This window comes from Streptomyces sp. NPDC001781 (assembly GCF_053596035.1).
Window position 1 is genome coordinate 1 of sequence record NZ_JBSFFI010000007.1, and the last position, 23,064, is coordinate 23,064.

General features: G+C 73.7%; 17 protein-coding genes and 2 pseudogenes. 11 read left to right on the forward strand and 8 right to left on the reverse strand.

Features of this window, described 5'->3' with window-relative positions:
• The 3 genes from ACWCV3_RS08540 to ACWCV3_RS08550 all read right to left on the reverse strand — a co-directional run.
• On the reverse strand, positions 1 to 1,239 hold a 1,239-nt coding region (locus tag ACWCV3_RS08540; protein ID WP_451220360.1), incomplete at its 3' end, for an ATP-binding protein.
• 243 nt (positions 1,240 to 1,482) lie between these two features.
• Complete coding sequence (locus ACWCV3_RS08545) at positions 1,483 to 2,490, reverse strand: MIP/aquaporin family protein (protein WP_451220363.1); 1,008 nt, start codon at positions 2,488 to 2,490, stop codon at positions 1,483 to 1,485.
• Positions 2,491 to 3,182: 692 nt separating this feature from the next.
• Positions 3,183 to 3,602 (reverse strand): DUF7144 family membrane protein, encoded by a 420-nt coding sequence (locus ACWCV3_RS08550; protein ID WP_451220366.1) that lies wholly within the window; start codon positions 3,600 to 3,602, stop codon positions 3,183 to 3,185.
• A gap of 693 nt (positions 3,603 to 4,295) precedes the next feature.
• Between ACWCV3_RS08550 and ACWCV3_RS08555 the strand changes: the two genes are divergently transcribed.
• The gene (locus ACWCV3_RS08555) at positions 4,296 to 5,042 is read left to right on the forward strand and encodes a DUF4142 domain-containing protein (protein WP_451220369.1); all 747 of its coding nucleotides are present in this window, start codon (positions 4,296 to 4,298) and stop codon (positions 5,040 to 5,042) included.
• A gap of 45 nt (positions 5,043 to 5,087) precedes the next feature.
• Here the strand turns inward: ACWCV3_RS08555 and ACWCV3_RS08560 are convergent, their stop codons facing one another.
• Positions 5,088 to 6,749, reverse strand: coding sequence for a glycoside hydrolase family 13 protein (locus ACWCV3_RS08560; RefSeq protein WP_451220372.1), 1,662 nt, complete (start codon positions 6,747 to 6,749; stop codon positions 5,088 to 5,090).
• A gap of 77 nt (positions 6,750 to 6,826) precedes the next feature.
• Positions 6,827 to 7,792 carry a nucleoside hydrolase gene (locus ACWCV3_RS08565; RefSeq protein WP_451220375.1) on the reverse strand — a complete coding sequence of 322 codons (966 nt, stop codon included), beginning with the start codon at positions 7,790 to 7,792 and terminating at the stop codon, positions 6,827 to 6,829.
• A 168-nt stretch (positions 7,793 to 7,960) separates the two neighbouring features.
• Between ACWCV3_RS08565 and ACWCV3_RS08570 the strand changes: the two genes are divergently transcribed.
• Positions 7,961 to 8,749, forward strand: a complete 789-nt coding sequence (locus tag ACWCV3_RS08570; RefSeq protein WP_451220378.1) for a hypothetical protein — start codon at positions 7,961 to 7,963, stop codon at positions 8,747 to 8,749.
• A gap of 159 nt (positions 8,750 to 8,908) precedes the next feature.
• Here the strand turns inward: ACWCV3_RS08570 and ACWCV3_RS08575 are convergent, their stop codons facing one another.
• Complete coding sequence (locus ACWCV3_RS08575) at positions 8,909 to 10,252, reverse strand: tetratricopeptide repeat protein (RefSeq protein WP_451220381.1); 1,344 nt, start codon at positions 10,250 to 10,252, stop codon at positions 8,909 to 8,911.
• Positions 10,253 to 10,362: 110 nt separating this feature from the next.
• Here ACWCV3_RS08575 and ACWCV3_RS08580 point away from each other — a divergent pair, with 110 nt between their 5' ends.
• The 3 genes and pseudogenes from ACWCV3_RS08580 to ACWCV3_RS08590 all read left to right on the forward strand — a co-directional run.
• Positions 10,363 to 10,566, forward strand: coding sequence for a hypothetical protein (locus ACWCV3_RS08580; protein ID WP_451220384.1), 204 nt, complete (start codon positions 10,363 to 10,365; stop codon positions 10,564 to 10,566).
• A gap of 270 nt (positions 10,567 to 10,836) precedes the next feature.
• The gene (locus ACWCV3_RS08585) at positions 10,837 to 12,384 is read left to right on the forward strand and encodes an LCP family protein (protein ID WP_451220387.1); all 1,548 of its coding nucleotides are present in this window, start codon (positions 10,837 to 10,839) and stop codon (positions 12,382 to 12,384) included.
• A 43-nt stretch (positions 12,385 to 12,427) separates the two neighbouring features.
• Positions 12,428 to 12,696 (forward strand): annotated as a pseudogene (locus ACWCV3_RS08590) (hypothetical protein); the annotation flags it as partial.
• A 2-nt stretch (positions 12,697 to 12,698) separates the two neighbouring features.
• On the opposite strand, the gene ACWCV3_RS08595 reads toward ACWCV3_RS08590, so the two are convergent.
• Positions 12,699 to 13,751 carry a hypothetical protein gene (locus ACWCV3_RS08595; protein WP_451220390.1) on the reverse strand — a complete coding sequence of 351 codons (1,053 nt, stop codon included), beginning with the start codon at positions 13,749 to 13,751 and terminating at the stop codon, positions 12,699 to 12,701.
• 76 nt (positions 13,752 to 13,827) lie between these two features.
• A complete protein-coding gene (locus tag ACWCV3_RS08600; RefSeq protein WP_451220910.1) occupies positions 13,828 to 15,009 on the reverse strand; it encodes a PP2C family protein-serine/threonine phosphatase in 1,182 nt (393 codons plus the stop codon).
• Positions 15,010 to 15,219: 210 nt separating this feature from the next.
• On the opposite strand from ACWCV3_RS08600, the gene ACWCV3_RS08605 reads away from it, so the two are divergent.
• From ACWCV3_RS08605 to ACWCV3_RS08630, 6 genes and pseudogenes are all read left to right on the forward strand, one after another.
• Complete coding sequence (locus ACWCV3_RS08605; protein WP_451220393.1) at positions 15,220 to 15,687, forward strand: hypothetical protein; 468 nt, start codon at positions 15,220 to 15,222, stop codon at positions 15,685 to 15,687.
• A gap of 81 nt (positions 15,688 to 15,768) precedes the next feature.
• A complete protein-coding gene (locus tag ACWCV3_RS08610; protein ID WP_451220395.1) occupies positions 15,769 to 16,692 on the forward strand; it encodes a hypothetical protein in 924 nt (307 codons plus the stop codon).
• 123 nt (positions 16,693 to 16,815) lie between these two features.
• Positions 16,816 to 18,747, forward strand: coding sequence for an FUSC family protein (locus ACWCV3_RS08615; RefSeq protein WP_451220397.1), 1,932 nt, complete (start codon positions 16,816 to 16,818; stop codon positions 18,745 to 18,747).
• A 298-nt stretch (positions 18,748 to 19,045) separates the two neighbouring features.
• A complete protein-coding gene (locus ACWCV3_RS08620; protein ID WP_451220400.1) occupies positions 19,046 to 20,467 on the forward strand; it encodes a VWA domain-containing protein in 1,422 nt (473 codons plus the stop codon).
• Between the two features lie 121 nt (positions 20,468 to 20,588).
• Positions 20,589 to 22,304, forward strand: coding sequence for a methionine--tRNA ligase (gene metG / locus ACWCV3_RS08625; protein ID WP_451220402.1), 1,716 nt, complete (start codon positions 20,589 to 20,591; stop codon positions 22,302 to 22,304).
• Between the two features lie 57 nt (positions 22,305 to 22,361).
• Positions 22,362 to 23,041, forward strand: a pseudogene (locus ACWCV3_RS08630) (hypothetical protein).
• Positions 23,042 to 23,064 lie beyond the last annotated feature (23 nt).

The window sequence follows — 23,064 nt, forward strand, 5'->3', positions numbered from 1 at the left end:
GGCCGCGTTGTCCCGGACGAGCTCGGCCGCCTGCCGCTGGTCGCCCGCGTACCACAGATGCTCGGCGACCTCCGCGAGGCGGCGGTGGTGCAGTACGTGGCGCTCCACGGCCACCTCGAACTCACCCGCCGCGCGCAGGCGTTCGGTGCCGAAGTCGCGGGCGACGCGGGTCATGCGGTAGCGGGGCGGGCGCAGGCCACCCGGCTCGTCCAGGGTGTCCAGCACGCCGGTGGCGGCCAGCCGGGCGAGGCAGGTGGAGACCTGGTGCGGGGTGACGCCCGCGCCCGCGCACAGGTATGCCGCCGTCGGCTCGGTGAACGCCCCCTGGAACACGCTGCTGCGACTCCACACCGCGCGCTCCGGCCGCTCGCAGAGCAGGTACGCCGCGCCGACGGCCGATCGCAGCGAGCGGTGCCGTCGCAGCGCCGGACCGGGGGCGGACAGCCAGCACTGGCTCTGCTCCAGCCGGTCGGCCAGCGCCTGGGCGGAGGGTTCCGCGTCCAGTTGGCCGGCGGCCAGCTCCACGGCGAGGGGCACGCCCTCCAGCAACCGGCAGATCCGGGCCACGGCCGCCGGCTCCGCGCGGAGACCGGGAGCGGCGTCGCGGGCGCGCGTACGAAAGAGTTCCGCCGCCGCGTCCGGGGCCAGCGGTGTCAGCCGCAGCACCCGTTCCTCACCCAGCCCGAGCACCTGGCGACAGGTCACCAGCACTCGCACTCCGGGCGCGTCCATCAGCAGCCGCTGCACCAGCCCCGCGCACTCGGTACGCACCGCGTCGGCATCGTCGAGCAACAGCAGCACGGGCCGCCGCCCGGCCGTGTCCCGCAGCGCCGCGACCAGGTCGGCGAGAGCGGGCCGGGCCTTCGCACGGGCGCCACGCCAGACCGGTACGGTCCCCGCGCCGACCGTCCGCCACCCGACCGGGTCCGCGCCCCGCGGCCCCACCACCGCCTCCGCCATCCGCGCGGCGAGCGCCCCCGCGGCGACAGGTCCGCCCCCGCCGGGGCACCGGACGTAGACCACCCGAGCCCAGGGGGGTCCGTCACCCCTGCCGTCCGCCAGCGCGACGGCGGCCAGCGCACTCTTCCCCACCCCAGCCGCCCCCGTCACCGTGACCAGCCGATGCCGGGCCAGCTCTTCCCGGAGGGCGTCCGTCTCCTCGCCCCGTCCGATCAGCCCGTCCGGTCCGCAACGCCCCGCTGCGGACGCCCACTCGGTGTTTTCCGCGTATGCCCACACTGTTCTGCGCTCCGTAGCTCGCGGCGGTGCGGCGCGCCCGTGGCCGCACGCTCAGAGGGCAGCCGAATCGTTCCTGCACCGCGCCGCCCCAACGCACGGTCCAACGGCCGCCCGCGAGCCCGGGTGCGGAGGCCGGCCAGGGATCACACTCCGCACTGAACCCTCGTACACGGGTGCACATGCTGGTGGGCGGCCCGGAGTCCGGACCGCCCATCGGTATGGCCTGCCGGACCGAGAAGCGCTTCAGTACTCGTCGTCCTCGTCCGGCCCCTTCCGCCTGCCGCCGCCACGGCCCGTCTCGTCGTCCTGGTCGATCGTCCTGACCGGGCGGCTACGGCCGGGCTCGGGCAGTTCGCCCAGGTCGCTGCGTAGGTAGAGGACGTCGCCGATGAAGAGGTCGTAGAGGAAGATGCCGACCAGGCCGCCGATCAGCGGGCCCACGATGGGAATCCACCAGTAGCCGCTGAACTGGCCGGGCTCGCTGCCCGGGAAGGCGAGGCTGCCCCAGCCCGCCAGCCAGGTGAACAGCCGGGGGCCGAAGTCGCGGGCGGGGTTGATGGCGTAGCCGGCGTTGGCGCCGTAGGACATGCCGATCGCGGCGACCGCGAAGCCCACGATCAGCGGGGCCAGATTCGCCTTCACCGCCTGGTTGCGCAGGTCCAGGATGGCGACCACGAACATCACCAGGAAGCCCGCGCCGACGATCTGGTCGATCAGCGGACCCCAGATGCCGCCGTGGAAGTAGGGCGCCGGGAAGGTGGCGAAGATGGAGAACGAGGCCAGGGAGTGGCCGTTGGTCTTCTGTCCCGGCACCGCCGCGTCGAAGGCGGCGATCGCGCTGTGGTAGACGAGGTACACCAGCGCCGCCCCGACGAACGCCCCCGCGACCTGGGCGAACCAGTACGGCAGCACCTTCAGCCACGGGAAGCCCCGGCGGACGGCCATGGCGAGGGTGACCGCGGGGTTGAGGTGGGCGCCGCTGACGCCGCCGGCCACGTACACGCCGAAGGTCACGGCCAGCGCCCAGCCCCAGGCGACCAGCAGCCAGTCGCCGGCGGCGAGGAAGATCGTCGTGGGGGTGGCGGCGCGGCCGGAGCCCGGCAGCGCGGCGACCGCCATGGCGACCACACCGCAGCCGAACGAGATGAGGACGAAGGTTCCGATGAACTCCGCCATGAGCTCGCCCGCCAGACCACCCCGGTGCCGGAGCCGGGACGGCTTGATGAGCGGGGGAATGTCTACAGCAGCCATGGAGGCCCCCTAGCAGAGGAGCGGTAGGGCAGACGTCCTCATGTTCACCCACCCCACTCCGGCCCGCAGGGCGGGAAACCCTTCTGGCCTAAGGGTTCTTGCGGGGCGCCCTCGCAAGGAACGCCCTACGCGGCGTCAGGCCCACGCGAGACGCGCCGTCTGTGCCGCCGTCACCGTACGCACCATCAGCGCCCCCGCCGCGGCCGCGCCCGCCACGGCCAGGTCGGCCGCGAGCAGCGCCCGATCTCCGAGTGAGGCCGGGCGATGACGGAGTCGGCGTCCCCCTGCCGGAGGGCCCCGCCGAGCAGACCGGCCGGCCACAGACCCCACCCCACGTCGACCACGGCCGGCAGCCGCCGCTCGGGCGCACTTCGCCCGGTAGGCGTCGGCCACGATGCCGCGCGGGAACCAGAGGTTCACGCGCCCCGGCGGCCAGGCGGGCGAGGGAGTGAGTCCGAGGCCCGCGGGTCGGGGGGCGCGGCAGGGGTGTCGAGAGCGCTGTCCGAGGTCATGGGGTCACGGGGTCATGGGGTCACGGGGTCACGGGGTCACGGGGCACATCCTCGCGCGGCCGGACGGCCCGGTAACAGGGACTGTCGGGCCCGCGAGACCCGTGAAGAACAGGACAGGACAAGGGGCCGGTGCCGCGCGGGAGAGCGTCGCGGCACCGGCCCGTAGGGGGGAGGCGGTGGTCAGATGACCGCACGGCCCTCCGGGTGCCAGTTCGCCAGCGCCCAGATGATGAAGAAGTCGATGGCGATCAGGATCAGCGACCAGATGGGCGCGTACGGCAGGAAGAGGAACTGCAGGATCAGGCCCAGCGAGGTGATCACGATGCCGATCACCCGCGCCCAGGCCGCGCCCATCAGCACCCCGGCACCGGTCGCCACCACGATCACACCGGCCACCAGCAGGATCCAGCCCCAGCCGGTCAGGTTGATCTTGTAGACGTAGGCGTTGATCCGCGCGTACACGTCGTCCGCGGCGATCGCCGAGATGCCCTGGAAGATGTGGAGGATGCCGTTCACCAGCATCAGCACACCCGCGAAGATGGCGCCTCCCTCGGCCAGCCGGTTGTGCTCGGGCCGCGCCGACTGCGTCTGCTGGGTCATGGCCGTTACCTCCGACGTCTCGTCCCCCCGTGACCCCGGACGGGGTCTAGGAACGACGATCCGGCTCGTGGCGCCCGGCGACCACGGGGACTAGGCCGTACGGGTGACGCCCCGGTGCGGTCCGGGACGCCTCACGCCATCGAGAGGAACACCGCTCCTCGCTCCGGTCGCCCTCCTGTCCAGCCGAGCCACACGCGCCGGCGCACCGGGTTCGAGGCCGGGCACCGCGCGCGGTCCGGGCCGCGTCTCCGTGGTGCGGGGGCGCCCCCTGGCCCGGTCCTCCGTGGCGAGGCACCGCTCGCGGACCGCACCGGCGTCGGGCAGGGCGTCGTCGAGCGTCCGGTGGTCGCGGCCCTGGCGATGCGGCAGGACGGGCAGGGCGGCGGACGTCCCGGTCGGTGGCCGTGGGGACATGCGGCGAATCCAGGCCGGTGACCTGGGACGATTCGCCCGGGGAGCGGTCAACCTCTGCCCAATGTCCGCTCATACACTGGCTGTTCGCGGGCCGAGGGCGGCCCCGCGGCACAGCACCGGGGACCGGCGCGGAATCTTCACGGTGGATGTCGAGACGAACCGGCTCCGCGTCCGTACTGCTGTGTGTCTGAACCGCCTGTCGGCGGAAACCACGACCGGGCAGGAGGAACGGTGCGCTTTTCGCGGAACGCGACGGGAACTCTCTTCGTGGGCGGTGCCATGGCACTGACCCTCGCGGCGCTGGCATACCCGGGCATGCTCGGGCTGGACACCGTCTCCACTGCGCAGACCCGCATCATCGCCAACACCCAGTGGGGTCCGCTCACCGAGCAGGACCGGGACTTCGTGGTGAAGGTGCGCGCGGCCGGGCTGTGGGAGTACCCGCTCGGGCAGATCGGGCTCCAGAAGGGCGCCTCCCCGGGGGTCAAGGAGGCCAGCAAGCACTTGGTCGACGGGCACGCGGCGCTGGACGCCTCCTGCCGCAAGATCGCGCCGATGCTGAACATCACGATCCCCAACGTGGCGAGCCCCCAGCAGGAGGGGTTCGTGACCCAGCTGAAGGGCGAGACGGGCAAGGCGTTCGACACCGACTTCGCCAACATCCTGCGGATGACGCACGGCTCGATCTTCAACGCCATCGCGAAGATCCGGTCCACCACCAAGAACTCGCTGATCCGCTCGCTGGCCGACCAGGCCAACGACACCGTGCTGGACCACATGACGGTGATGGAGAAGACCGGCCTGGTCGACTTCGACCAGACCATCTTCCAGCAGACCACCCCGCCCAAGCTGCCCTCGGACAACCTGACGCCGCCCGCGCCGGACCCCGGCCAGCCGCAGGTCGTGCTCACCCCGCCGCCGAACGCCACCTCGACCCCGCTGGCCATCCCCGGCGTGCCCGGCTCGAACAGCACCCGCGAGGAACCGGCCCCGGCCCAGCCGAGCCCCACGCCGACGATCGGCTGAGGGCTGTCGTCCGGATCAGGCCGGGCTCGCGTGGGCCGGGGAGGATCAGGACGGCAGGCCCTGGCCCAGCCAGACCGTCGTGTCCGGCGGGAGCACGTCCGGCTCGCTCAACGGGATGCTGGACAGCAGGAGCTGGCCGGCCGGACGGTCGACCGGTTCGGTGCCGAGGTTGGTCAGGCAGCGCCAGCCCTGGGCGCGGGTGAAGTCCAGTACGCCGGACGGCGCGCCGGGCGTCCAGGTCAGTTCCTCGCCCTGCAGCAGCTTGCGGCGCAGCCGGAGGGCGGTGCGGTACAGCTCCAGCGTGGAGCCCTCCGCTCCGGCCTGCGCCTCGACGGCGTACCGGGCGAACGACTCCGGCTGCGGCAACCAGGCCGGACCCGGCCCGAAGCCGTACGAGGGCCCGGTGACCGTCCACGGCAGGGGGACGCGGCTGCCGTCCCGGCCCTTACGGGTGTGCCCCGACTGTTCCCAGACCGGGTCGCGCAGGGCCTCGGCGGGCAGGTCGGCGACCTCGGGCAGGCCCAGTTCCTCGCCCTGGTAGAGGTACGCCGAGCCGGGCAGCGCCAGCATCAGCAGGGTGGCCGCGCGGGCCCGGCGCAGCCCTGCCTCGGGGTCGCTCTCGGGGTCGGTGCCGCCAGAGCGCAGCCAGGCGTCCGGATCGGTGCCGGGCGGCAGGATCAGGCGGGAGGCGTGCCGGACCACGTCGTGGTTGGAGAGCACCCAGGTGGCCGAGGCACCGACGGTGTGCGCCTCCGCGAGGGAGGCGGTGATGGCGCGGCGCAGCCGGTCCGCGTCCCAGACGGTCTGAAGGTATTCGAAGTTGAACGCCTGGCCGAGTTCGTCGGGGCGGGCGTACAGGGCGCGGCGGGTGTCCGGGACCCAGGCTTCGGCCACGGCGGTGCGGGGCGGGTCGTAGGCGTCCAGCAGGGTGCGCCAGTCGCGGTAGATGTCATGGACCTCGTCCCGGTCCCAGTAGGGGTGGCTGCCGGGGGCGATCAGGGGCAGGGCCTCCTCGCCGGTGGCGCCGATGCCCCCGACGTCCCGCAGGGGTTCGGCGAGGTCCTTGGCCAGACCGTGGGCGACGTCCACCCGGAAGCCGTCCACGCCCCGGTCGGACCAGAAGCGCAGGGTGGTGCGGAAGTCCTCGCGGACCTCGGGGTGCGACCAGTCGAGGTCGGGCTGCTCGGGGGCGAACAGATGGAGGTACCAGTCGCCGTCCGGGACCCGGCTCCAGGCGCTGCCGCCGAACACCGACCGCCAGTCGGTGGGCGGGAGTTCGCCGTACGTACCCCTTCCGGGGCGGAAGACGTGGCGGGCGCGGGCCGGCGATCCCGGCGCGGAGAGCAGGGCCTCCTGGAACCAGGCGTGGCGGTGCGAGGTGTGGTTCGGGACGAGGTCGACGATGACCTTCAGGCCCAGCCGGTGGGCCTTGGCGACCAGGACGTCGAAGTCGTCCAGGGTGCCGAGGCGGGGGTCGACACCCCGGTGGTCGGCGACGTCGTAGCCGCCGTCGGCCAGTTCGGAGGGGTAGAAGGGGCTGAGCCACAGGGCGTCGACGCCGAGCGTGGCCAGGTGGCCGAGGCGCGCGGTGACGCCCGCGAGGTCGCCCATGCCGTCGCCGTCGGCGTCCGCGAAGCTGCGGGGATAGACCTGGTAGATGACGGCCTGCCGCCACCAGTCGGGGTTCCGGGACGAGAGGTCCGCCATGCGGGCTCCGTTCGTACGGGTTCACCTGGAGGTGTCGACGGGAAGCTGTCCACATCGCCCGGCGGGGGAAACCTCCCTCAGGGCCGCTCCACCGTCTTCAGGTACAGGTCCACGTAGCGGGTCACGTCGACGTCCAGGGCGACGTCCACCAGGGGCCGTGCGCGGGCGCCCCCGTGGATCTCGGCCTCGCCCGGCCCGGGGCGGCGGTCCACGACGGTCTGGCCGCGCCCGGGACCGGGGGCGAGGCCGATCTCGACCGGGAGCGGGCGGGTGGTGAGGCCGGCCGGGTCGGCCACCGCGCAGACCGCGCCCGCGTCGCCGAGGCCGCCCGCCTCCTCGTCGTCCGGGGTGGTGCCGGGTGCGCTGGGACGGTGGGCCAGCAGGTCGCCGGCGAGTCTCGCGCCGGGCTCCACCGAGGCGCGCAGGCGGCGCACCTCGGTGCCGGGCACCACGAGGCGGGTGAACACGTCCAGTCCGTACATCGTGATGGGCACGTCCGCGCCGAGCAGGATCGCGGCCGCCTCCGGGTCGTGCCAGACGTTGAACTCCGCGACCGGGGTGGCGTTTCCGACACCTACCGCGCCGCCCATGAAGACGACGCGCTCGATGTTGCGTGTCACCTCGGGATGGGTGCGCAGCAGCAGCGCGATGTTGGTCAGGGGCGCGGTGGGGATCAGGGTCACCGGGCGCGGGGAGGCGAGGATCTCCCGGCGCAGCAGGGTGACGGCGTCCACGGCGGCCGGGGCGCGGGTGGGTGCGGGCAGACCCAGGTCGCCCATGCCGTCGCTCCCGTGGACGTGGCGGGCCGGGCGGGCGGGCTCCAGCAGCGGGCGTTCGGCGCCCCTGGCCACCGGGATGCCGGGGGCGCCGGCCCGTTCCAGCACGGTGAGGGTGTTGCGCACCACCCCGTCCACGTCGGTGTTCCCGGCCACGCAGGTCACCGCACGCAGGTCGAGTCCGGGGTGGCGGACGGCGAGGAGCAGTGCCAGGGCGTCGTCGACGCCGGTGTCGCAGTCGATGATCACGGGCACCACGGGCTGCACGGCGGCCTCCTGCCGGTCGTCGCTGCGTAAGGACGCCTCGACCCTAAGGGAGCCTGCGGCCGCGGGCTTCCGGGTCCTCACCCGAACGGACCGGAGCGCTGGTGGGCCGTGATCGCCGGTGGTGCCGTAGGAGCAGGCAGCGGCCACAGCGACCAGGAGGAACACCCGATGACCGGAGGCATACGTACCCGCGGCGCCCGTGTCCTCCTGCCGCTCGGCGGACTGCTCGCGCTGAGCGGCTGCGCGACCCTCGGTCTGGAGCATCCGCCGACCGCCACGTACTCGCTGCCGACGGTCGAGAAGCCCGCGGCCACCTCCAGGGCCCCCTCCGGCGGGGGCTCCGCGCTCACCGACGCGCAGGCGCGGGCCGCGCTGGTCACCGAGTCCGATCTCGGCTCGCCGTGGGCGGCGGCGGGTGGCATCGCGACCTGGCGGGACGGCATGCTGAAGGCGAAATCCGAGGTGGCCGAGTGCCAGCGGCTGCTGGACGCGCTCTACTCCGACCAGGTCCTCGGCGCCCCCGCCCGCGTCGCCGTCGCCCTGGACGACCCGGCCTCCGAGGCCCAGCTCCGCTACCAGATCGGCGCCCGCCGCCCCTCCGACGTGGACACCGACCTGAAGTGGCTCGGCGAGATGCCGGCCAGGTGCGCCCGCTTCACCGCCACCACCCGGACCGGCTGGACCGAGGACATCCAGGTCTCCGGCCTCCCTCTCCCCGAGGTCGGGGACAGACGACAGGGCCTCCGCCTCACCCTCGCCGCCACCGACCCCGAGAACCCCGACGCCGAGGAACAGCACCTCACCCTCGAACTGGCCGCCGTCCGGGTCGGTGAGGACGCCTTCGCCCTCACCAACGGCGGCCAGGGCGACGTCCCGAACGACGCGACCCAGGCGGCGGTACAGATAGGCGCGCTGAGGCTGGCGGACGTACGGCGGCAGGGGCGGGCGCAGGTCTGAGGGACGTCCCGTGATCCCCGGCGGATCGGCGCGCGGCGTCGGACGCGGTGCGTCGCAGGGCGGAGGCCGTCCGCGTCCTGGCCGTACGCGGAGGGTCCGGCAACGCGGCCGGGCGCCGTGGCCGGCGTCGCGCGCCCGCCGAGGGATGCGGGAGAGCCCTCAGAAGGGCGGCGCCGCCGGTGCCGGGCCCAGGGTCGTCGTCCCCGGTGCCGTCCGGTGGCCCAGGCCCGTGCGGTAGGCGTCCAGAGCCGCTTCGGTGCGGCCCGTGCGGCGGAGCAGGTCGCCGAGGAGACGGCAGAGGTCGGCCAGGTCGCCCGCGGCGCCCGCGCGTTCGAGGAGGCTCAGGGCCCGTACGTAGTGCTCCTCGGCCACGTCCGTCTCGTCCGCGTCCTCGGCGATGATGCCGAGGAGGCGGTGGGCGGCGGCGGCGTGGACGGCGCCGCGTTCGGAGGAGAAGTCGCCCAGGACGCCTTCGAGAAGGGCGGCGGCCTCGCCGGGTCTGCCCCGGCGGTGCAGGACGTCGGCCAGTTCGACGGCGGCCTGGCTGCGGTACAGCGCGGCACGGGTCTCGGCCAGCATGTCCAGCGCGAGGCGCAACTCGGTCTCGGCACTCTCCAGTTCACCCGCCTGGGCATGGACGTAACCGCGCATCCAGTGGCAGTTGGCCAGCTCGGTGCGCAGCCGGAGCTGGCGGTAGAGCCCGGCCGCCTTGGCGAGGGAGGCGTCCGCCTCGGCGTGCCGGCCCTCGGCGAGCAGCGTACGGGCGACCGAGCGGTGCATCCGGGCGATCAGCGCGGGGTCGGCGGCGTGCGGGGCGAGGGCGAGGGCGAACTCCGCGGCCTGGGCGGCGCGGGCGTGGGCGCCCATGTCCATGTAGGGCCCGATGACGGCGGTGTAGAGGTGCAGCAGGGCGTCCGGGTCGTGCAGTCCGCTCCGGTTGAGTTCGTCGAGGGCGGACTCCAGCAGGTAGACCGCGTAGCGGAGTTCACCGGACAGGTAGTGCGCCACGGCCCTGCCGCGTACGGCGGGCACCCGTTCCGGGAGGGTCCCGCCGGACAGCAGTTCCTCCGCCCGCTCGAAGTGGGCCCGCGCCGTGTGCAGTTCGCCCGTCTCCAGCGCGCATTCGCCAAGTCCCAGCAGCCCGGCAGCCTGTTCGGGGACGAGGGCGTGTTCCTCCGCCTCGGCCAGCAGGCCCGAGTACCGCTCCCCGGCCTCCTCGGCACGGCCGTCCGCGAGCGCCCGCTGCGCCTCGGTGAGCCGGAGCCGCAGGGCGGTGGCGAGCCCGGCGGGGCGGCCGGAGGCCAGCTCGTCGTAGGTGACGCCGAGCCGGTCCGCGATGTGCCTGAGGGCGTCGTCGGAGGCGCGGACCCGGCCCGCCTCCAGGGTGGAGATGTAGGCGGGGGTGTAGGCGGGCTCCGCCAACTGCCGCTGCGTCATTCCCCTTTCGGCGCGCAGTCGTTGAACGCGTCGCCCGACCACCTCCGGCCCGTCCCGCTCCGGCATCCCTGCGCCTCCCCAACTCCCCTGGCGCCCCTTGTCGTTGGGGCTCCGCAGCCCTAGGTTAAACGGCGGCTCAAGTCCGCTTGACCCGTCGCTGATGTTGCGAGGTAGCCGTGCCAGGTCGCACCCCCACCCCCGTCGCACGCCCCCATGCTGCCGCCCGCGCGCGGCTCCGCCCGGCGGACGCCGGCCCGTTCGCCAGAGGGGTCGTGGCGGCCGTCGTGGCGGTGGCCACCCTGGTGATCGCCGGGCACGCCTGCCCGGCCCGCGCGGCGGACGCCGTCCCCGAGCCGGTGGCCCGGTACGCCCAGCCCTGAACCCCCCACAACCGCTCCGCGCAAGGGATTTTCTCGCCCGAACCCGGGTAAGGACCACTCCGGGCCGAGCGGCGAGCCGCTCCGAACCCTTCCAGGACAAAGGTTGTACGGGAGTGGAATATCTCACCGTCAACAGTTGACAGCGGCCCCCGCCATTAGGGTGTGCCTCGGTCCGGCCAGGCCCTTCACCAAGCGCGAACCGCCTTGCCGCTGAACGGGGTTTCTTTTCGGTGGCCGGGGTCGGGGGGCCAGGGCGGAAGGGCACGGGGGATGACGGGTAGCAGCCTGCGCACGGAGGACACCGGAGCACCGGACACCACCGGCGAGACCGTGCGGCCGCCCGGGAGACGGGCGAGACGCGTCCTGCGCTGGACCACCCTCGCCCTGGCCCTGCTCCTGCTCGGTACCGCCGCCGCCGGTTACCTCTACTACCGGCACCTCAACGGCAACCTCGCCAAGGCCCCGCTCAATCTCGGCGACAGCCCCAACCCCAGGGCCACCCCGGACGCGGCGGGCCGTACCCCGCTGAACATCCTGCTGATCGGCTCGGACAGCCGGAACACCGCCGACGACCTCGAACTCGGCGGCTCCAGGGGCGACGTGGGCCGCCCCCCGCTGGCGGACGTGCAGATGCTGGTGCACGTCTCGGCGGACCGGAACGACATGTCGGTGATCAGCCTCCCCCGCGACACCATGGTCCCGATCCCCCGCTGCACCGACCCCGCCACCAGGAAGGTGTATCCGGAGCTGAGCCTGGCGATGGCGAACGAGTCGCTCGGCCGGGGCGGACCCGGCTGCACGGTCGCCACCTGGATGCGGCTCACCGGCATTCCCGTGGACCACTTCATGATGGTCGACTTCTCCGGCGTGGTCGCCATGGCCGACGCCGTCGGGGGCGTCCCGGTCTGCGTGGAGCAGAACGTCTGGTCGCACACCGCGAACGGCCACGGCTCCGGCCTCAGGCTCAGGGCGGGCACCCACCCGGTCAAGGGCAGGCAGGCCCTCCAGTGGCTCCGCACCCGCTACGGCTTCGAGGACGGCACCGACGTCGGCCGCACCCACGCCCAGCACATGTACATGAACTCGATGGTCCGCCGGCTCCGCGCCGACGCCACCCTCGGCAACCCCGCCGAGATGCGGCGACTCGCGGAGGCCGCGACCGAGGCCCTCACCGTCGACGAGGGCCTCGGCACGGTCAAGAAGCTGTACGACCTCTCGATGGAGCTGCAGAAGGTGCCCACCGAGCGGATCACCATGACCACGCTGCCCACCACCCCCTGGTCGCAGGACCGCAACCGCCTGGTGCCCGCCGCCGACGACGCCGACAGGCTCGTCTCCCTGGTCCGCGACGACGTCCCGCTGGACGGCCGCGGCACCAAGGACCCCGCTCCGAAGGCCACCGACCCGGCGGCGCCCGCCGCCGAGATCACCGTCCGGGTCGAGAACGGCACCGGCGCGGGCCTGGAGTCCCCCGCGCCCGGCCGCGCCGGAGCGGTCGCCGGCATCCTCCGCGACCACGGCTTCACCCGCACCATCGAGGAGAGGAAACCCGCCGCCGAGCCCGGCACCTCCGTCCTCTACTCCGGCACCACGCTCAGGGGGGACGCCCTCGCGGTGGCCAAGAAGCTGAACATCCCCGCCGCCCGGGTCCGCGCGGTGGACGACGCCCGGGACATCACCCTCGTCGTCGGCGCCGACTGGCCCGTGGGGGACCGCTTCCCGGAACCCGCCACGCGCGAGGTCCCCAAGTCCGCGGCCGCACTGAAAGGCGACAGGACGGACGCCTGCATGAAGATCCAGGAAGGCTTCACCTGGTGATCACCGCGTGACGCGGTCAGAGGCATGACCTGATCTCTGCGCGGCCCACCCGGGGAAGACGTACCGGAACCGCACGGTGGAGATCCGGGCCGACCCCTACGGCGCCGGCAAGCCGGACAAGCTGGTGAAGTCCGGCAAGGCCGACTCCCACGGCGGCCTCGCCGTCACCCTCGGTGCGGTACACCGGCGGCCACGGCCAGGGGGGTCGGCTACCGTCTCCGGGTGCGTTCGTCGTACGTCGACGGCAGGTCCGGTGACAGCGTGGACTTCACGACCCGCGGCTCCTGGAAGTACTTCCTGTCCACCAAGTGATCTCAGCTCTGGTGCAGTTGGCCCAGCCGCTCCCGCACGTCGTCCAGGGCACCCTCCCGGCGCCCTGGTACGCGGGCCCGCAACTCCGCCAGCTCGCGCCCCAGTTCGCGGACCCGCTCCGCGTCCTCGATGCGGCCCCACTGGTGGTGGGCGCGGTCCACCGCGGACTCCACGGCGGGGGCGTCGGGAGCGTGGCCGGAGGAGAGGCGGAAGCCTGCCACACCGAGCCAGGCGCGGCAGCTGCGCACCGGGTCGCCGGCGAACATCGCCAGGTCGGCGCGGACCTCCGCCCAGTGCAGGGCGTCCTCGGAGGCCGGCCCGTGCCGTCGTACGGCCGCCTCCTGGTGACGGGCGGCCAGCCGGTCGGCGTCGGCGTGCCGCCCGGCCCGGACGGCGGCGCTCAGCGCGGCGTGCGGGTCGCCCTCGTCGTCCGGCGCGGTGAGCACCAGGTTCGACGTCAGCTCCGCCGCGATCCGTTCCAGCGCCCGCCGGTGCAGCTCCGCGACCGGCGGACGGTGCCCGCCGCGCAGCAGCGCCGCCACCGCCCGCATGTACGTCGGCTCCGCGATCCGGCGCCGCCCGGGCGGGGGCGCGATCCGGCCGTGCACGACCGCCGTGCGGCCCGAGTCCAGCGGGCGCTCGGCCAGAGTGGCCCACGTCTCGGCGTCCGCGTGCAGGTCCAGCAGCAGATGGGTGGTCCCGGCCGGACGGAGCCGCAGCTCGTCCTTCAGCCAGTGCCAGGGCAGCGCCGTGTAGCGGGCGGTGGCCGGGGTGGTGCGGGCCAGTGCCAGGTGCGGGAGCCGCTGGCGGCGGTCCAGCAGCAGTTGCCCGGTGACGTACACCGTCAGCGGGCCGGACGCGGCGGCGGCCGCGCGCAGCCGGGTCAGCACGCCCTGCGGATCGAGCGGGTCGGCGAGTTCCACCACGTGCGCGGTGTCGGTGCCAGCCAGCACGGACGGCGCGACCGCGCCCAGTACGGGCAGCACGGCCGCCGCGTCCACCAGGCGGCCGCGGCCCAGCGGCGCGGCCGCGAGCAGCAGCACGGTTCCAGGCATGGCGCCTCCCCCTCTTCGGCCGGCCGGTTACGCCGGTCAGCCAGCACCGTAACCGCTGGACGCGGGCGGCCGCGTCTCAGGGCGGCGAAGGTCGCCCGGTCGTGGGCCCGGAGGGGGGACCGGACTGCGGCTCGGGGAGCCTGCGCATGGCGAAGGCGGTGGTGTCGTCGCCGAGCCGGTCGCGGGTGTGCCGCAGCACGCCCTCGCGGACCAGGCGGACCAGCCGCCGTGGCTTGGTCACACCGGCGTCGCCGGCCACGGCCCGCGTGATCTCGGGCAGCAGTGGATAGAACTCGCCGGCACGGTCGCGGGCCTCGGTGACGCCGTCCGTCACCATCAGCAGCGTCTCGTCCTCGTCCAGCCGCTCACGGCAGGCGGGCGGCTGCGGATCACCGGAGGGCGTCCCGCACACGAGGTCCCCGAACCCGATCGGCAACCGCTGCCCGCCCAGCAGCGGGCGCACCCGGCGCGGGCCCACGGCGAGCGGTGGTTCGTGGCCGAAGTTGACCACCTCGACGGTGTGCCGGTCGTCGTCGGGGAACCCCAGCAGCAGCGCGGTGGCGAACCGGTCGGGGTCGTGGCGGCCGAGCGCGGCGGTGTGCCGGCGGTGGCGGCTCATGCGCGCCTCCAGCCGCTCGGCCACGTCCGCCAGCTCCGGCTCGTGGTACGCCGCCTCGCGGAAGGTACCGAGCAGCGCGGCGGCCGTCTCCACGGCGCCCAGGCCCTTGCCCTGCACGTCGCCGAGGAGCACCCGGGTGCCATGGGGGCTGGGCTGGATGTCGTAGAAGTCGCCGCCCACCCGAGCGTCCACGTCGGCGGCGAGATACACCCCCGCGTGCTCCAGTCCGCCCCAGTTCGGCGGCAGCGGGCGCAGCACGGTACGGCGGGTGGTCTCGGCGATGTCCCGCATGTGCAGGCCCTGCCGTTCCCGGCGGTCCCGCACCGCGGAGACGATCACGGCGAGCGCCCCGCCGAGCGCGAGCAGGACGAAGTCGACGGTGCCGGCCCGGTACCGCTCGGGGAAGACCGCGTCCGCCACCAGATACGCGGCCAGCGACAGCAGGGCGAACGTGATGGTGGTGCCGACCCCGCAGATCGCGGCGGCGATGCTCGGCACCAGGATGATCCAGGAGACGACGCGGAACTTCTCGGACGTCTGGAGGTCCACCGCCACGACGGCCACCAGCAGTACCAGCGGCACCAGCCAGGCGGTGCGGGGGCCGAGGAACCGTCGCTCGCGCCGGTCCCGGTACTCCATCTCGGTCACGAGCCCCATCTCCGTCCCGAGGCCGCGCGCAGGTCGCGGCGGGCCGCCGTCCTCGGAAACCTCAGGGGAACACGGGCCGGTTCCTGCCGCATCCGGGCCCCGTCACCCGCCCGGCCGAGTTGCCGGGCCGTCGCCGCAGGTGTGCCCTGGAAGCCGGGCCGTCACGTCGTGGCCCGAAGCGGCGAGAGAAGGAGCGCTCTCATGGCTCACGCGGCACCCGCGCCCGGCACGCCGATCCGAGGCGGCCGCAAGGACGCCCCGAAGGCGATCACCCCGCCCCCCGACATCTTCGACAGCCGTACCCACCGCATGGCCAGGGTGGCGGTGCCGGTGGTGCTGGCGCTGGTCTACGGCTACTGGGCGGCCGCGAACCGGCGCTCCGGCGGCCCGATCACCGGCTGGAACATGCTGTTCGGGTGGGTGACCGCGCTGGTCTTCGGGGTCGTCATGTTCGCCGTGCTGACTCTCGCGCCCCGGCTGCGGCGCGAGACGCACGCGCTGCTGTGGGCGGTCTTCGTCGGCGTGTCCTTCGGCTTCCTCTACAACCAGGCGGGCGCCTCGCCGGTGCGGTCGGTGGGCATCCCGCTGATCGTGGCGGCGGCGACGTTCATCGTGTTCTTCTACCGCTTCTACACCCGCGAGGACGCGGCGGGACACCGGGTGAGCTGAGGGGCGGGCCGGGGGCGCCCGTTCCCCCGAACGTACGCCCACCGCTCGCGCCGAAGGCCCGGCGGGACTTGCCTGGAGTGCGTGCACCCCCGACTGAGGAGTGCCCTGTCGGCCGCGCTGATCGCCCTGGCCTGCCTCATCGTGCCCTTCGGCGCACCTGCGGCCTGGGCGGCCTACACACTCACCGACACGGGCCGGTACGTCACCACGATGGCCCCGCTCGCCGCCGACCCGGCCGTGCGGGACGCCGTCGCGGACACCGTCGGCGACGGCATCCTCCGCGAGGTGGACCAGCACGCGGACATGACACCGGTACGCGGCTCGGTCGGCCCCTTCGTCCGGGACGCGGTGCGCTCCTTCACCCACACCCGCGCCTTCCGCCTCGCCTGGGACACCGGCAACCGGGTCACCCACGACGCGGTGCTGCGCGCGCTGCGCGAGGAGGCCCCGGCGGACGGCACCCCACGCGCGGTCACCGTCGACCTGGCCCCGGTGACCGCCGAGGTCAAGGAACGGCTCGCCGAGGACCACATTCCGCTCGCCGCCCGCATCCCGGTGCGCCACACCGAGGTCCCGGTGCTCCCGGCGGGGGAGCTGACCCGGTACCGCAAGGGATTCCACATGCTCGAAGTCGCCGGTCTGTGGCTGCCGGTGGCAGCCGTCCTGTTCGCCGCCGCGGGGATCGCCCTGGCCGTACGCCGCCGCCGCGCGATCGTCGCCACCGCCCTCGGCACCGCCCTGGGCGGCGCCCTCCTCGGCCTGGCCCTCACGGCCGGCCGCGTCCTCACCCTCGCCGACCTCCCCGCCGACGTCCCCCACCCGGTGGCCGCCGCCGTCTACGACACCCTCACCTCCGGTCTCCGTACGGTCTCCTGGCTCCTGCTGACCCTGGGCCTGGCGGTGGCCCTGACGGCGTGGCTGTCCCGGCGCAGGTCGGTGCGCCGACGGGGAGAGGGCGGGGGGAAGTCCACGAGGTCGCCCGCGCGGACCCGGGCGCGGGTGTAGGCGGCCCCACGCCGGAGGCCGGCCGGGCTCCGCCACGTGCGGGTCCGCTGCGGAGCGCCTCAACGTTTCCGCCGGGCGGGCCGGTTGGAGAGCCCTGATGGACACAGTGGACATAATGGGCGCATGTTCCGAGAGTTGCCCATCGGCCTCACCCCGCCCGACTGGCTCGTTCGGAACCTCCGGCCGCAGCCGGCGCCCGTCAACTGGGCCGCGGCGGCGCGGGCCTCCGTGGCGATGGCGTCGCCGCTGGCCCTCGGGTTCGCGGCCGGGCGGCCGGAGCTCGGGGCGCTCGCCTCCATGGGGGCGCTGAACGGGGTCATCGGCGACACCGCCGAGGCGTACCGGCTGCGGGTCATCACCATCGCCGTACCGCAGCTCACGGGGGCCGTAGGGATCATCCTCGGCCAGCTCGCCTTCGGGCGGGGATGGTTCGCCGTCGCCGTGGTCACCGGTGTCGCACTGGTCTCCGGGATGATCTCGACCATCGGCGCGGTGGCCTCGGTGTCGGGGCTGCTGCTCCTGCTCAACTGCGTGGTCGGCGCCGGGCTCCCGCTGCCCCACCCCTGGTGGCTGGCACCGCTGCTGATGACCGGGGGCGGCCTGCTGGTCCTGGCCCTCGCCCTGCTGGCGTGGCCGCTGCGGGCCGGGGTGCCGGAGCGCGCGTCGGTTGCGAACGCCTACCGCAAGGTCGCCGACCTGCTGGACGACACCGGCGACCAGGACCGCTACACCGCCACCCGCTTCGACGTCACCCGCGCCCTGAACCAGGCGTACGACCTGATCCTCGGGCACCGCGCCCGGCACCACGGCCGCAGCGAGGAACTCACCCGGCTGCTGGCCCGGCTGAACGCCATCACCCCCGTCGTGGAGGCCGCGCCGGCCGTCCACCTCACCGGCCGCACCCTGCCCCCCGAGGTGCCCCGCGCGGTACGGGAACTGGCCGACGCCATCGAGACCGGCCGTACCACCGGCCTGCGCCTGCCCGCGCTCCCCCTCGCCCTCACGGAGACCGAACGCGCCGTCGACCACGCCCTCAGGCACGCCGCGGAGGTGGTCACCTCACCCTCGGTGGACCCGCGCGGCGTCGACGAACGCACCGTCGCGCTGCACGTGCGCGTCGTCCGCGCCGCCCGGGACGCGGTGCTCTCCGCGGGCTCCTGGCGCTACGGGCTCCGCCTCGCCGTCTGCATCGGCATCGCGCAGGCCCTCGTCTCCCTCGTCCCGGTCCCGCGCTCGTACTGGGTCGCGCTGACCATCACCTTCGTCCTCAAGCCCGACTTCGGCTCGGTCTTCTCCCGCGCGCTGCTGCGCGCGATGGGCACGGTGGCGGGGCTGGTGATCGCCGCGGCGGTCCTGGCGGAGGTGCCGATCGGCTGGTGGGACGTACCGGTGATGATGCTGCTCGCGCCGCTCGTCCCGGCGCTCACCCCGCGCGGCTACGGCTTCCAGACCGCCGCGATCACCCCGGTGATCCTGCTGCTCTCCGACATCCTCAACCACCAGGGCACCGGCCTGCTGCTGCCCCGCCTGCTGGACTCCCTGATGGGCTGCGGGATCGCCCTGGTCGCGGGGTACCTCCTGTGGCCGGAGAGCTGGCGCACCCGCGTCGGCGACCGGCTCGCCGACGCGGTCGAGGACACGGCGGCGTACGTGGAGACGGCGTTCGGCGCGGAGACGGACCCCGCCCGCCGCACGCGGATGCGGCGCCGCCTCTACCGTGACCTCTCCACCATCCGGACGGAATTCCAGCGCGCGCTCACCGAACCGCCGCCCACCGGACGGCGCGCCGCGGCATGGTGGCCGCTGGTGGTCGCCGTGGAGCGGATCGTCGACGCGACGACCGCGGCGCGCGTCCGCGTCCACCACGGCGCACCGCCCCCGTCCTCCGCCGAGATCCGCCAAGTGGTGTGCCAGCTAGGTGAATTGGCTGAGGGTGTCCGGGAGGCCGACACCCTCATCGCCTTCCCCGTCCACCTGACCGGACCGGCCGGCAGCGTACTGGAACCGGTACGACAAGAAGTGGCGGCCGCGAGAGCCATCGCCACACCGCACTGACGGGCCGCTAACCTAACGTGGCCGTCCTGGCCAGGGATTACGGCGACAACTCACGCGAAGGGGTGCGCACATGGGCATTCTCACTCTCCTGCGGAACGCGTTCGGCCGAGGACGCAAAGGGCGTCCCGCCGAGGCGGAGAGTGCAGACCACCTCCCGACCCCCCGCCAGGAGCACGAACTGGTAACAGAGGCGTCCGAGGGCCCGCGGGTCCCCTCGCAGGGGGTTTCGGAGTCGCCGAAGGCGGATGCGGGGTCTGCACCAAAGGCGGAGACTCCGCCCGCGCCGACGGCGGATGCCGTGGCGACGGCGGAGCCGGCGGCGGAGACCGTGCCGGAGACCGCGATGCCGGAGCCGGCGGCGGAGACCGTGCCGGAGACCCCGGAGACCCCGGAGGCGGCGGAGGCGCCCGCACCGGAAGCCCTGGCCCCGAAGGAGCCGGCCGAGGCGGCCGCAGCGCAGACGGCGGCGCCGGAAACCGAGACCGCGCCCGCGTCGAAGGCGCTGGACTCCGAGGAGCCGACGGAGACGGAAACCGTCGCGCCGGAGATCCCCGCCACCGCGGAGACGCCGGCTGAGCAGGAGCCGGCCACCCCGGAGATCCAGCCCCTGATGATGGAACCCGCCATCATCGACGCGGACCCGGAAATCGTGGTCCCCCAGCAGCGCACCGAGCCCCTCCCCGAGGCGGAGGCCGAGCACGAGCAGCCGGCCATCCCCGAGCAGTCCACGGAGCCGCCCGCCGGCGCCCTGGCGCATCCGAAGACCCCGGAAGCAGACGCCGCCCAGGACACCGCCGCGGACCCGGAGGACGCCCCCGCCCCGGAGGCGATCGCCCGCCCCGGGGCGGAGCCCACCCCCGAGCCGGACACGAAGGCCGAGCCGGAGACCACCCCCGAGCCCGAGGCCGCGGCCGGACCGGAGACCATCGAGGCCCCGGAGACCACCCCGGCCCCGGAAACCGACGCCGAGCCGGAGGCCGCTTCCGCCCCGGAGGCCGAGGCCCCCGACGCTTTCGCGCCCTCGCAGGCCGCTCCCGCCGACGACGCGTCCCGCGCGACCGCGAGCGAGACCGGGTCTCTCACCGGCACCCCCTCGCTCGCCACCGCCCAGGCCGCCGCCGCGGCGGCCCTCGCCCACACCGGCCTCACCGGCACGACGGCGAAGCTCTACCTCGTACTGGACCGCTCCACGAGCATGCGCCCGTACTACCGGGACGGCTCGGCCCAGGCCCTCGCCGACCAGACCCTCGCCCTCGCGGCCCACCTGGACAAGGACCAGACCGTCCACGTGGTCTTCTTCTCCACCGAGGTCGACGGCACCACCGACCTCACCCTGACCGAGGACCACGCCACCAGGATCGACGAGACGCACGCGAAACTCGGCCGTATGGGCCGCACCAGCTACCACGTCGCCGTGGAAGCCGTGCTCGCCCACCACGACACGCACAACGCCCCCGGCGACGACGTCCTGGTCGTCTTCCAGACGGACGGCGCCCCCGACGCCAAGACCCCCGCCACCAAGGCCCTCGCGGACGCCGCGAAGACCCACCCCAAGGTGTTCTTCTCGTTCGTCGCCTTCGGCGAGCCGGACAACAAGGCGTTCGACTACCTCCGCAGGCTGAAGACCGGGAACACGTCCTTCTTCCACGCCGGCCCCACCCCCCGCGAGCTGACGGACACCGAGCTCTACGAGGGCGTGCTCGCCGGCTGGCGCCCGTAACCCCTCTCCCGCCCCCGGTGCCGCCCGCGTCCCACCCCGTAAAACGGGAGGCGGGCGGCATACACACGTCGGCTACGATTTCAAGGTTCGCAAAGACGATCCGACCCGGGAGCAGCCTCCAATGGCTCGACACCTCATCACCAGCGCCCTTCCGTACATCAACGGGATCAAGCACCTGGGCAACATGGTGGGGTCCATGCTCCCGGCGGACGTGTACTCCCGGTACCTCCGCCAGCGCGGCCACGAGGTCCTGTACATCTGCGCGACCGACGAGCACGGCACCCCCGCCGAGCTGGCCGCGAAGGAGCGGGGCCTGCCGGTGGACGCGTTCTGCGCCCAGGCGCACGACGCGCAGAAGGCGGTGTACGACGGCTTCGCGCTGGCCTTCGACTACTTCGGCCGCAGCTCCTCCGCCGAGAACCGCGACATCACCCAGCACTTCGCCCGGAAGCTGAACGAGAACGGCTTCATCGAGGAGCGGGCGATCCGCCAGGTCTACTCCCCGGCCGACGGCCGCTTCCTGCCGGACCGCTACGTGGAGGGCACCTGCCCGCACTGCGGTTACGACAAGGCCCGCGGCGACCAGTGCGAGAACTGCACCCGCGTGCTGGACCCCACCGACCTGATCGAGCCGCGCAGTGCGATCTCCGGCTCCACGGACCTGGAGGTCCGCGAGACCAAGCACCTCTTCCTGCTGCAGTCCAAGCTCCAGCACGAGGTCGAGGAGTGGGTGGCCCGGCACGAGCAGGACTGGCCGCAGCTCGCCTCCTCCATCGCCCGCAAGTGGCTGACCGAGGGCCTGCACGACCGCGCGATCACCCGTGACCTGGACTGGGGCGTGCCCGTCCCGGCCGACACCTGGCCGGAGCTGGCCGCCGAGGGCAAGGTCTTCTACGTCTGGTTCGACGCCCCGATCGAGTACATCGGCGCGACCAAGGAATGGGCGGACCAGGAGCCGGAGAACCGGGACTGGAAGTCCTGGTGGTACGAGGCGGACGACACCGTCCGCTACACGCAGTTCATGGCCAAGGACAACGTCCCGTTCCACACGGTGATGTTCCCGGCCACCGAGCTGGGCGTGCGCGAGCCCTGGAAGAAGGTCGACTACGTCAAGGCGTTCAACTGGCTGACGTACTACGGCGGCAAGTTCTCCACCTCGCAGAAGCGGGGCGTCTTCACCGACCAGGCCCTGGACATCCTGCCCGCTGACTACTGGCGCTACTTCCTGATCGCCAACGCCCCCGAGTCGGACGACTCGTCCTTCACCTGGGAGCACTTCACGGCCACGGTGAACAAGGACCTGGCGGACACGCTGGGCAACTTCGTCAACCGCGTCCTGTCCTTCTCCAGGAAGCGCTTCGGCGACGAGGTCCCGGCGGGCGGCGAGCCCGGCGAGGCGGAGGCCCGCCTGGGCGAGGAGATCGCCGGGCTGCTCGCGGAGTACGAGAGCCAGATGGAGGCGCTCCAGTTCCGCAAGGCGGCCTCCGCCCTGCGCGCCCTGTGGTCGGCCGGCAACTCCTACCTGGAGGAGAAGGCCCCCTGGCTGCAGATCAAGACCGACCAGGACGCGGCGGCCCTCACCCTGCGCACCGCGATGAACCTGATCCACCTCTACGCGGTCGTCTCCGAGCCCTTCATCCCGTCCTCGGCGGCGGCGATGCGGGCGGCGTTCGACCTGCCGGACGACACGGCCACGTGGACCACCGGGGAAGAGGCCCGCACCCTCACCACCCTCCGGCCCGGCATCCCCTTCACCGTCCCCCCGGTCCTCTTCGCCAAGCTCACGGACGAGGACCTGGAGACCTACAAGGAGCGCTTCGGCGGTCAGCCCGCCTGAGCCCCACCGGGGCGGCACGCCGCCGACGGGCTCCGGGTCTGGCAGAGTACGGGCCTCGTGGAGGCTTGCGGAGTTCATCGGCGGTTGTTGGCGGACGTGGTCAGCGCGGGGAGCCCCTACGGCCTGGTGCTGGCCGGGGGCTACGCGCTGGAGGCGCACGGGCTGGTGGGGCGCGGGCACGCGAATCTCGACTTCGCCACCGAGAGCGGCGAGGCGATGGAGGCGGTCGTCAGGGGCCTTGCGGCGGCGCTCGAGGCCCGGGGCGCGGTGTGCGGGCCGGGGCGGTCGGGGCGCTGTCCGGTCAGCTCGTCGTGGGTGATCCGCAGAGCGGGGAGGACGTCGATCTCACGCTGCACAAGGAAGCCTTCTGGCAACCACCCGAGCTGACCGCGTACGGGCCCGCCCTGTCCCGCGCGGACGCCGTCGGCACGAAGATCCGCGCGCTGTACGACCGGGGAGCGGCCGTCGACCTGATCGACGCCCGCGCCGCCGCCGAGCACTACACGCTGCCCGAGCTGGAGGAGCTGGGCCGGCGGCACGCGTACGACTCCTTCGACCTCACCACCCTCCAGTCCCGCCTGACCGGCACCGACTTCTTCTCCGACGTCGAGTTCCTCCGCCACGGACTTTCCCGCGAGGACGTCGGCCCGCTGCGCGCCTGGGCCCAGCGCTGGTCAGACGACATCGCGGAACGCCTGCTGGAGGACGGCACCGATCCGGATCAGGACGAGGAATAGCGACGGCCCGGCTCCCCGAAGGG

Coding starts and splice junctions, on each gene's coding strand:
- ACWCV3_RS08560 (WP_451220372.1), bottom strand. CDS start 6,749: ATGGCGGACCTCTCGTCCCGGAACCCCGACTGGTGGCGGCAGGCCGTC.
- ACWCV3_RS08555 (WP_451220369.1), top strand. CDS start 4,296: ATGGCACTGACCCTCGCGGCGCTGGCATACCCGGGCATGCTCGGGCTG.
- ACWCV3_RS08595 (WP_451220390.1), bottom strand. CDS start 13,751: ATGCCTGGAACCGTGCTGCTGCTCGCGGCCGCGCCGCTGGGCCGCGGC.
- ACWCV3_RS08575 (WP_451220381.1), bottom strand. CDS start 10,252: ATGCCGGAGCGGGACGGGCCGGAGGTGGTCGGGCGACGCGTTCAACGA.
- ACWCV3_RS08600 (WP_451220910.1), bottom strand. CDS start 15,009: ATGGAGTACCGGGACCGGCGCGAGCGACGGTTCCTCGGCCCCCGCACC.
- ACWCV3_RS08605 (WP_451220393.1), top strand. CDS start 15,220: ATGGCTCACGCGGCACCCGCGCCCGGCACGCCGATCCGAGGCGGCCGC.
- metG (WP_451220402.1), top strand. CDS start 20,589: ATGGCTCGACACCTCATCACCAGCGCCCTTCCGTACATCAACGGGATC.
- ACWCV3_RS08570 (WP_451220378.1), top strand. CDS start 7,961: ATGACCGGAGGCATACGTACCCGCGGCGCCCGTGTCCTCCTGCCGCTC.
- ACWCV3_RS08545 (WP_451220363.1), bottom strand. CDS start 2,490: ATGGCTGCTGTAGACATTCCCCCGCTCATCAAGCCGTCCCGGCTCCGG.
- ACWCV3_RS08550 (WP_451220366.1), bottom strand. CDS start 3,602: ATGACCCAGCAGACGCAGTCGGCGCGGCCCGAGCACAACCGGCTGGCC.
- ACWCV3_RS08615 (WP_451220397.1), top strand. CDS start 16,816: ATGTTCCGAGAGTTGCCCATCGGCCTCACCCCGCCCGACTGGCTCGTT.
- ACWCV3_RS08585 (WP_451220387.1), top strand. CDS start 10,837: ATGACGGGTAGCAGCCTGCGCACGGAGGACACCGGAGCACCGGACACC.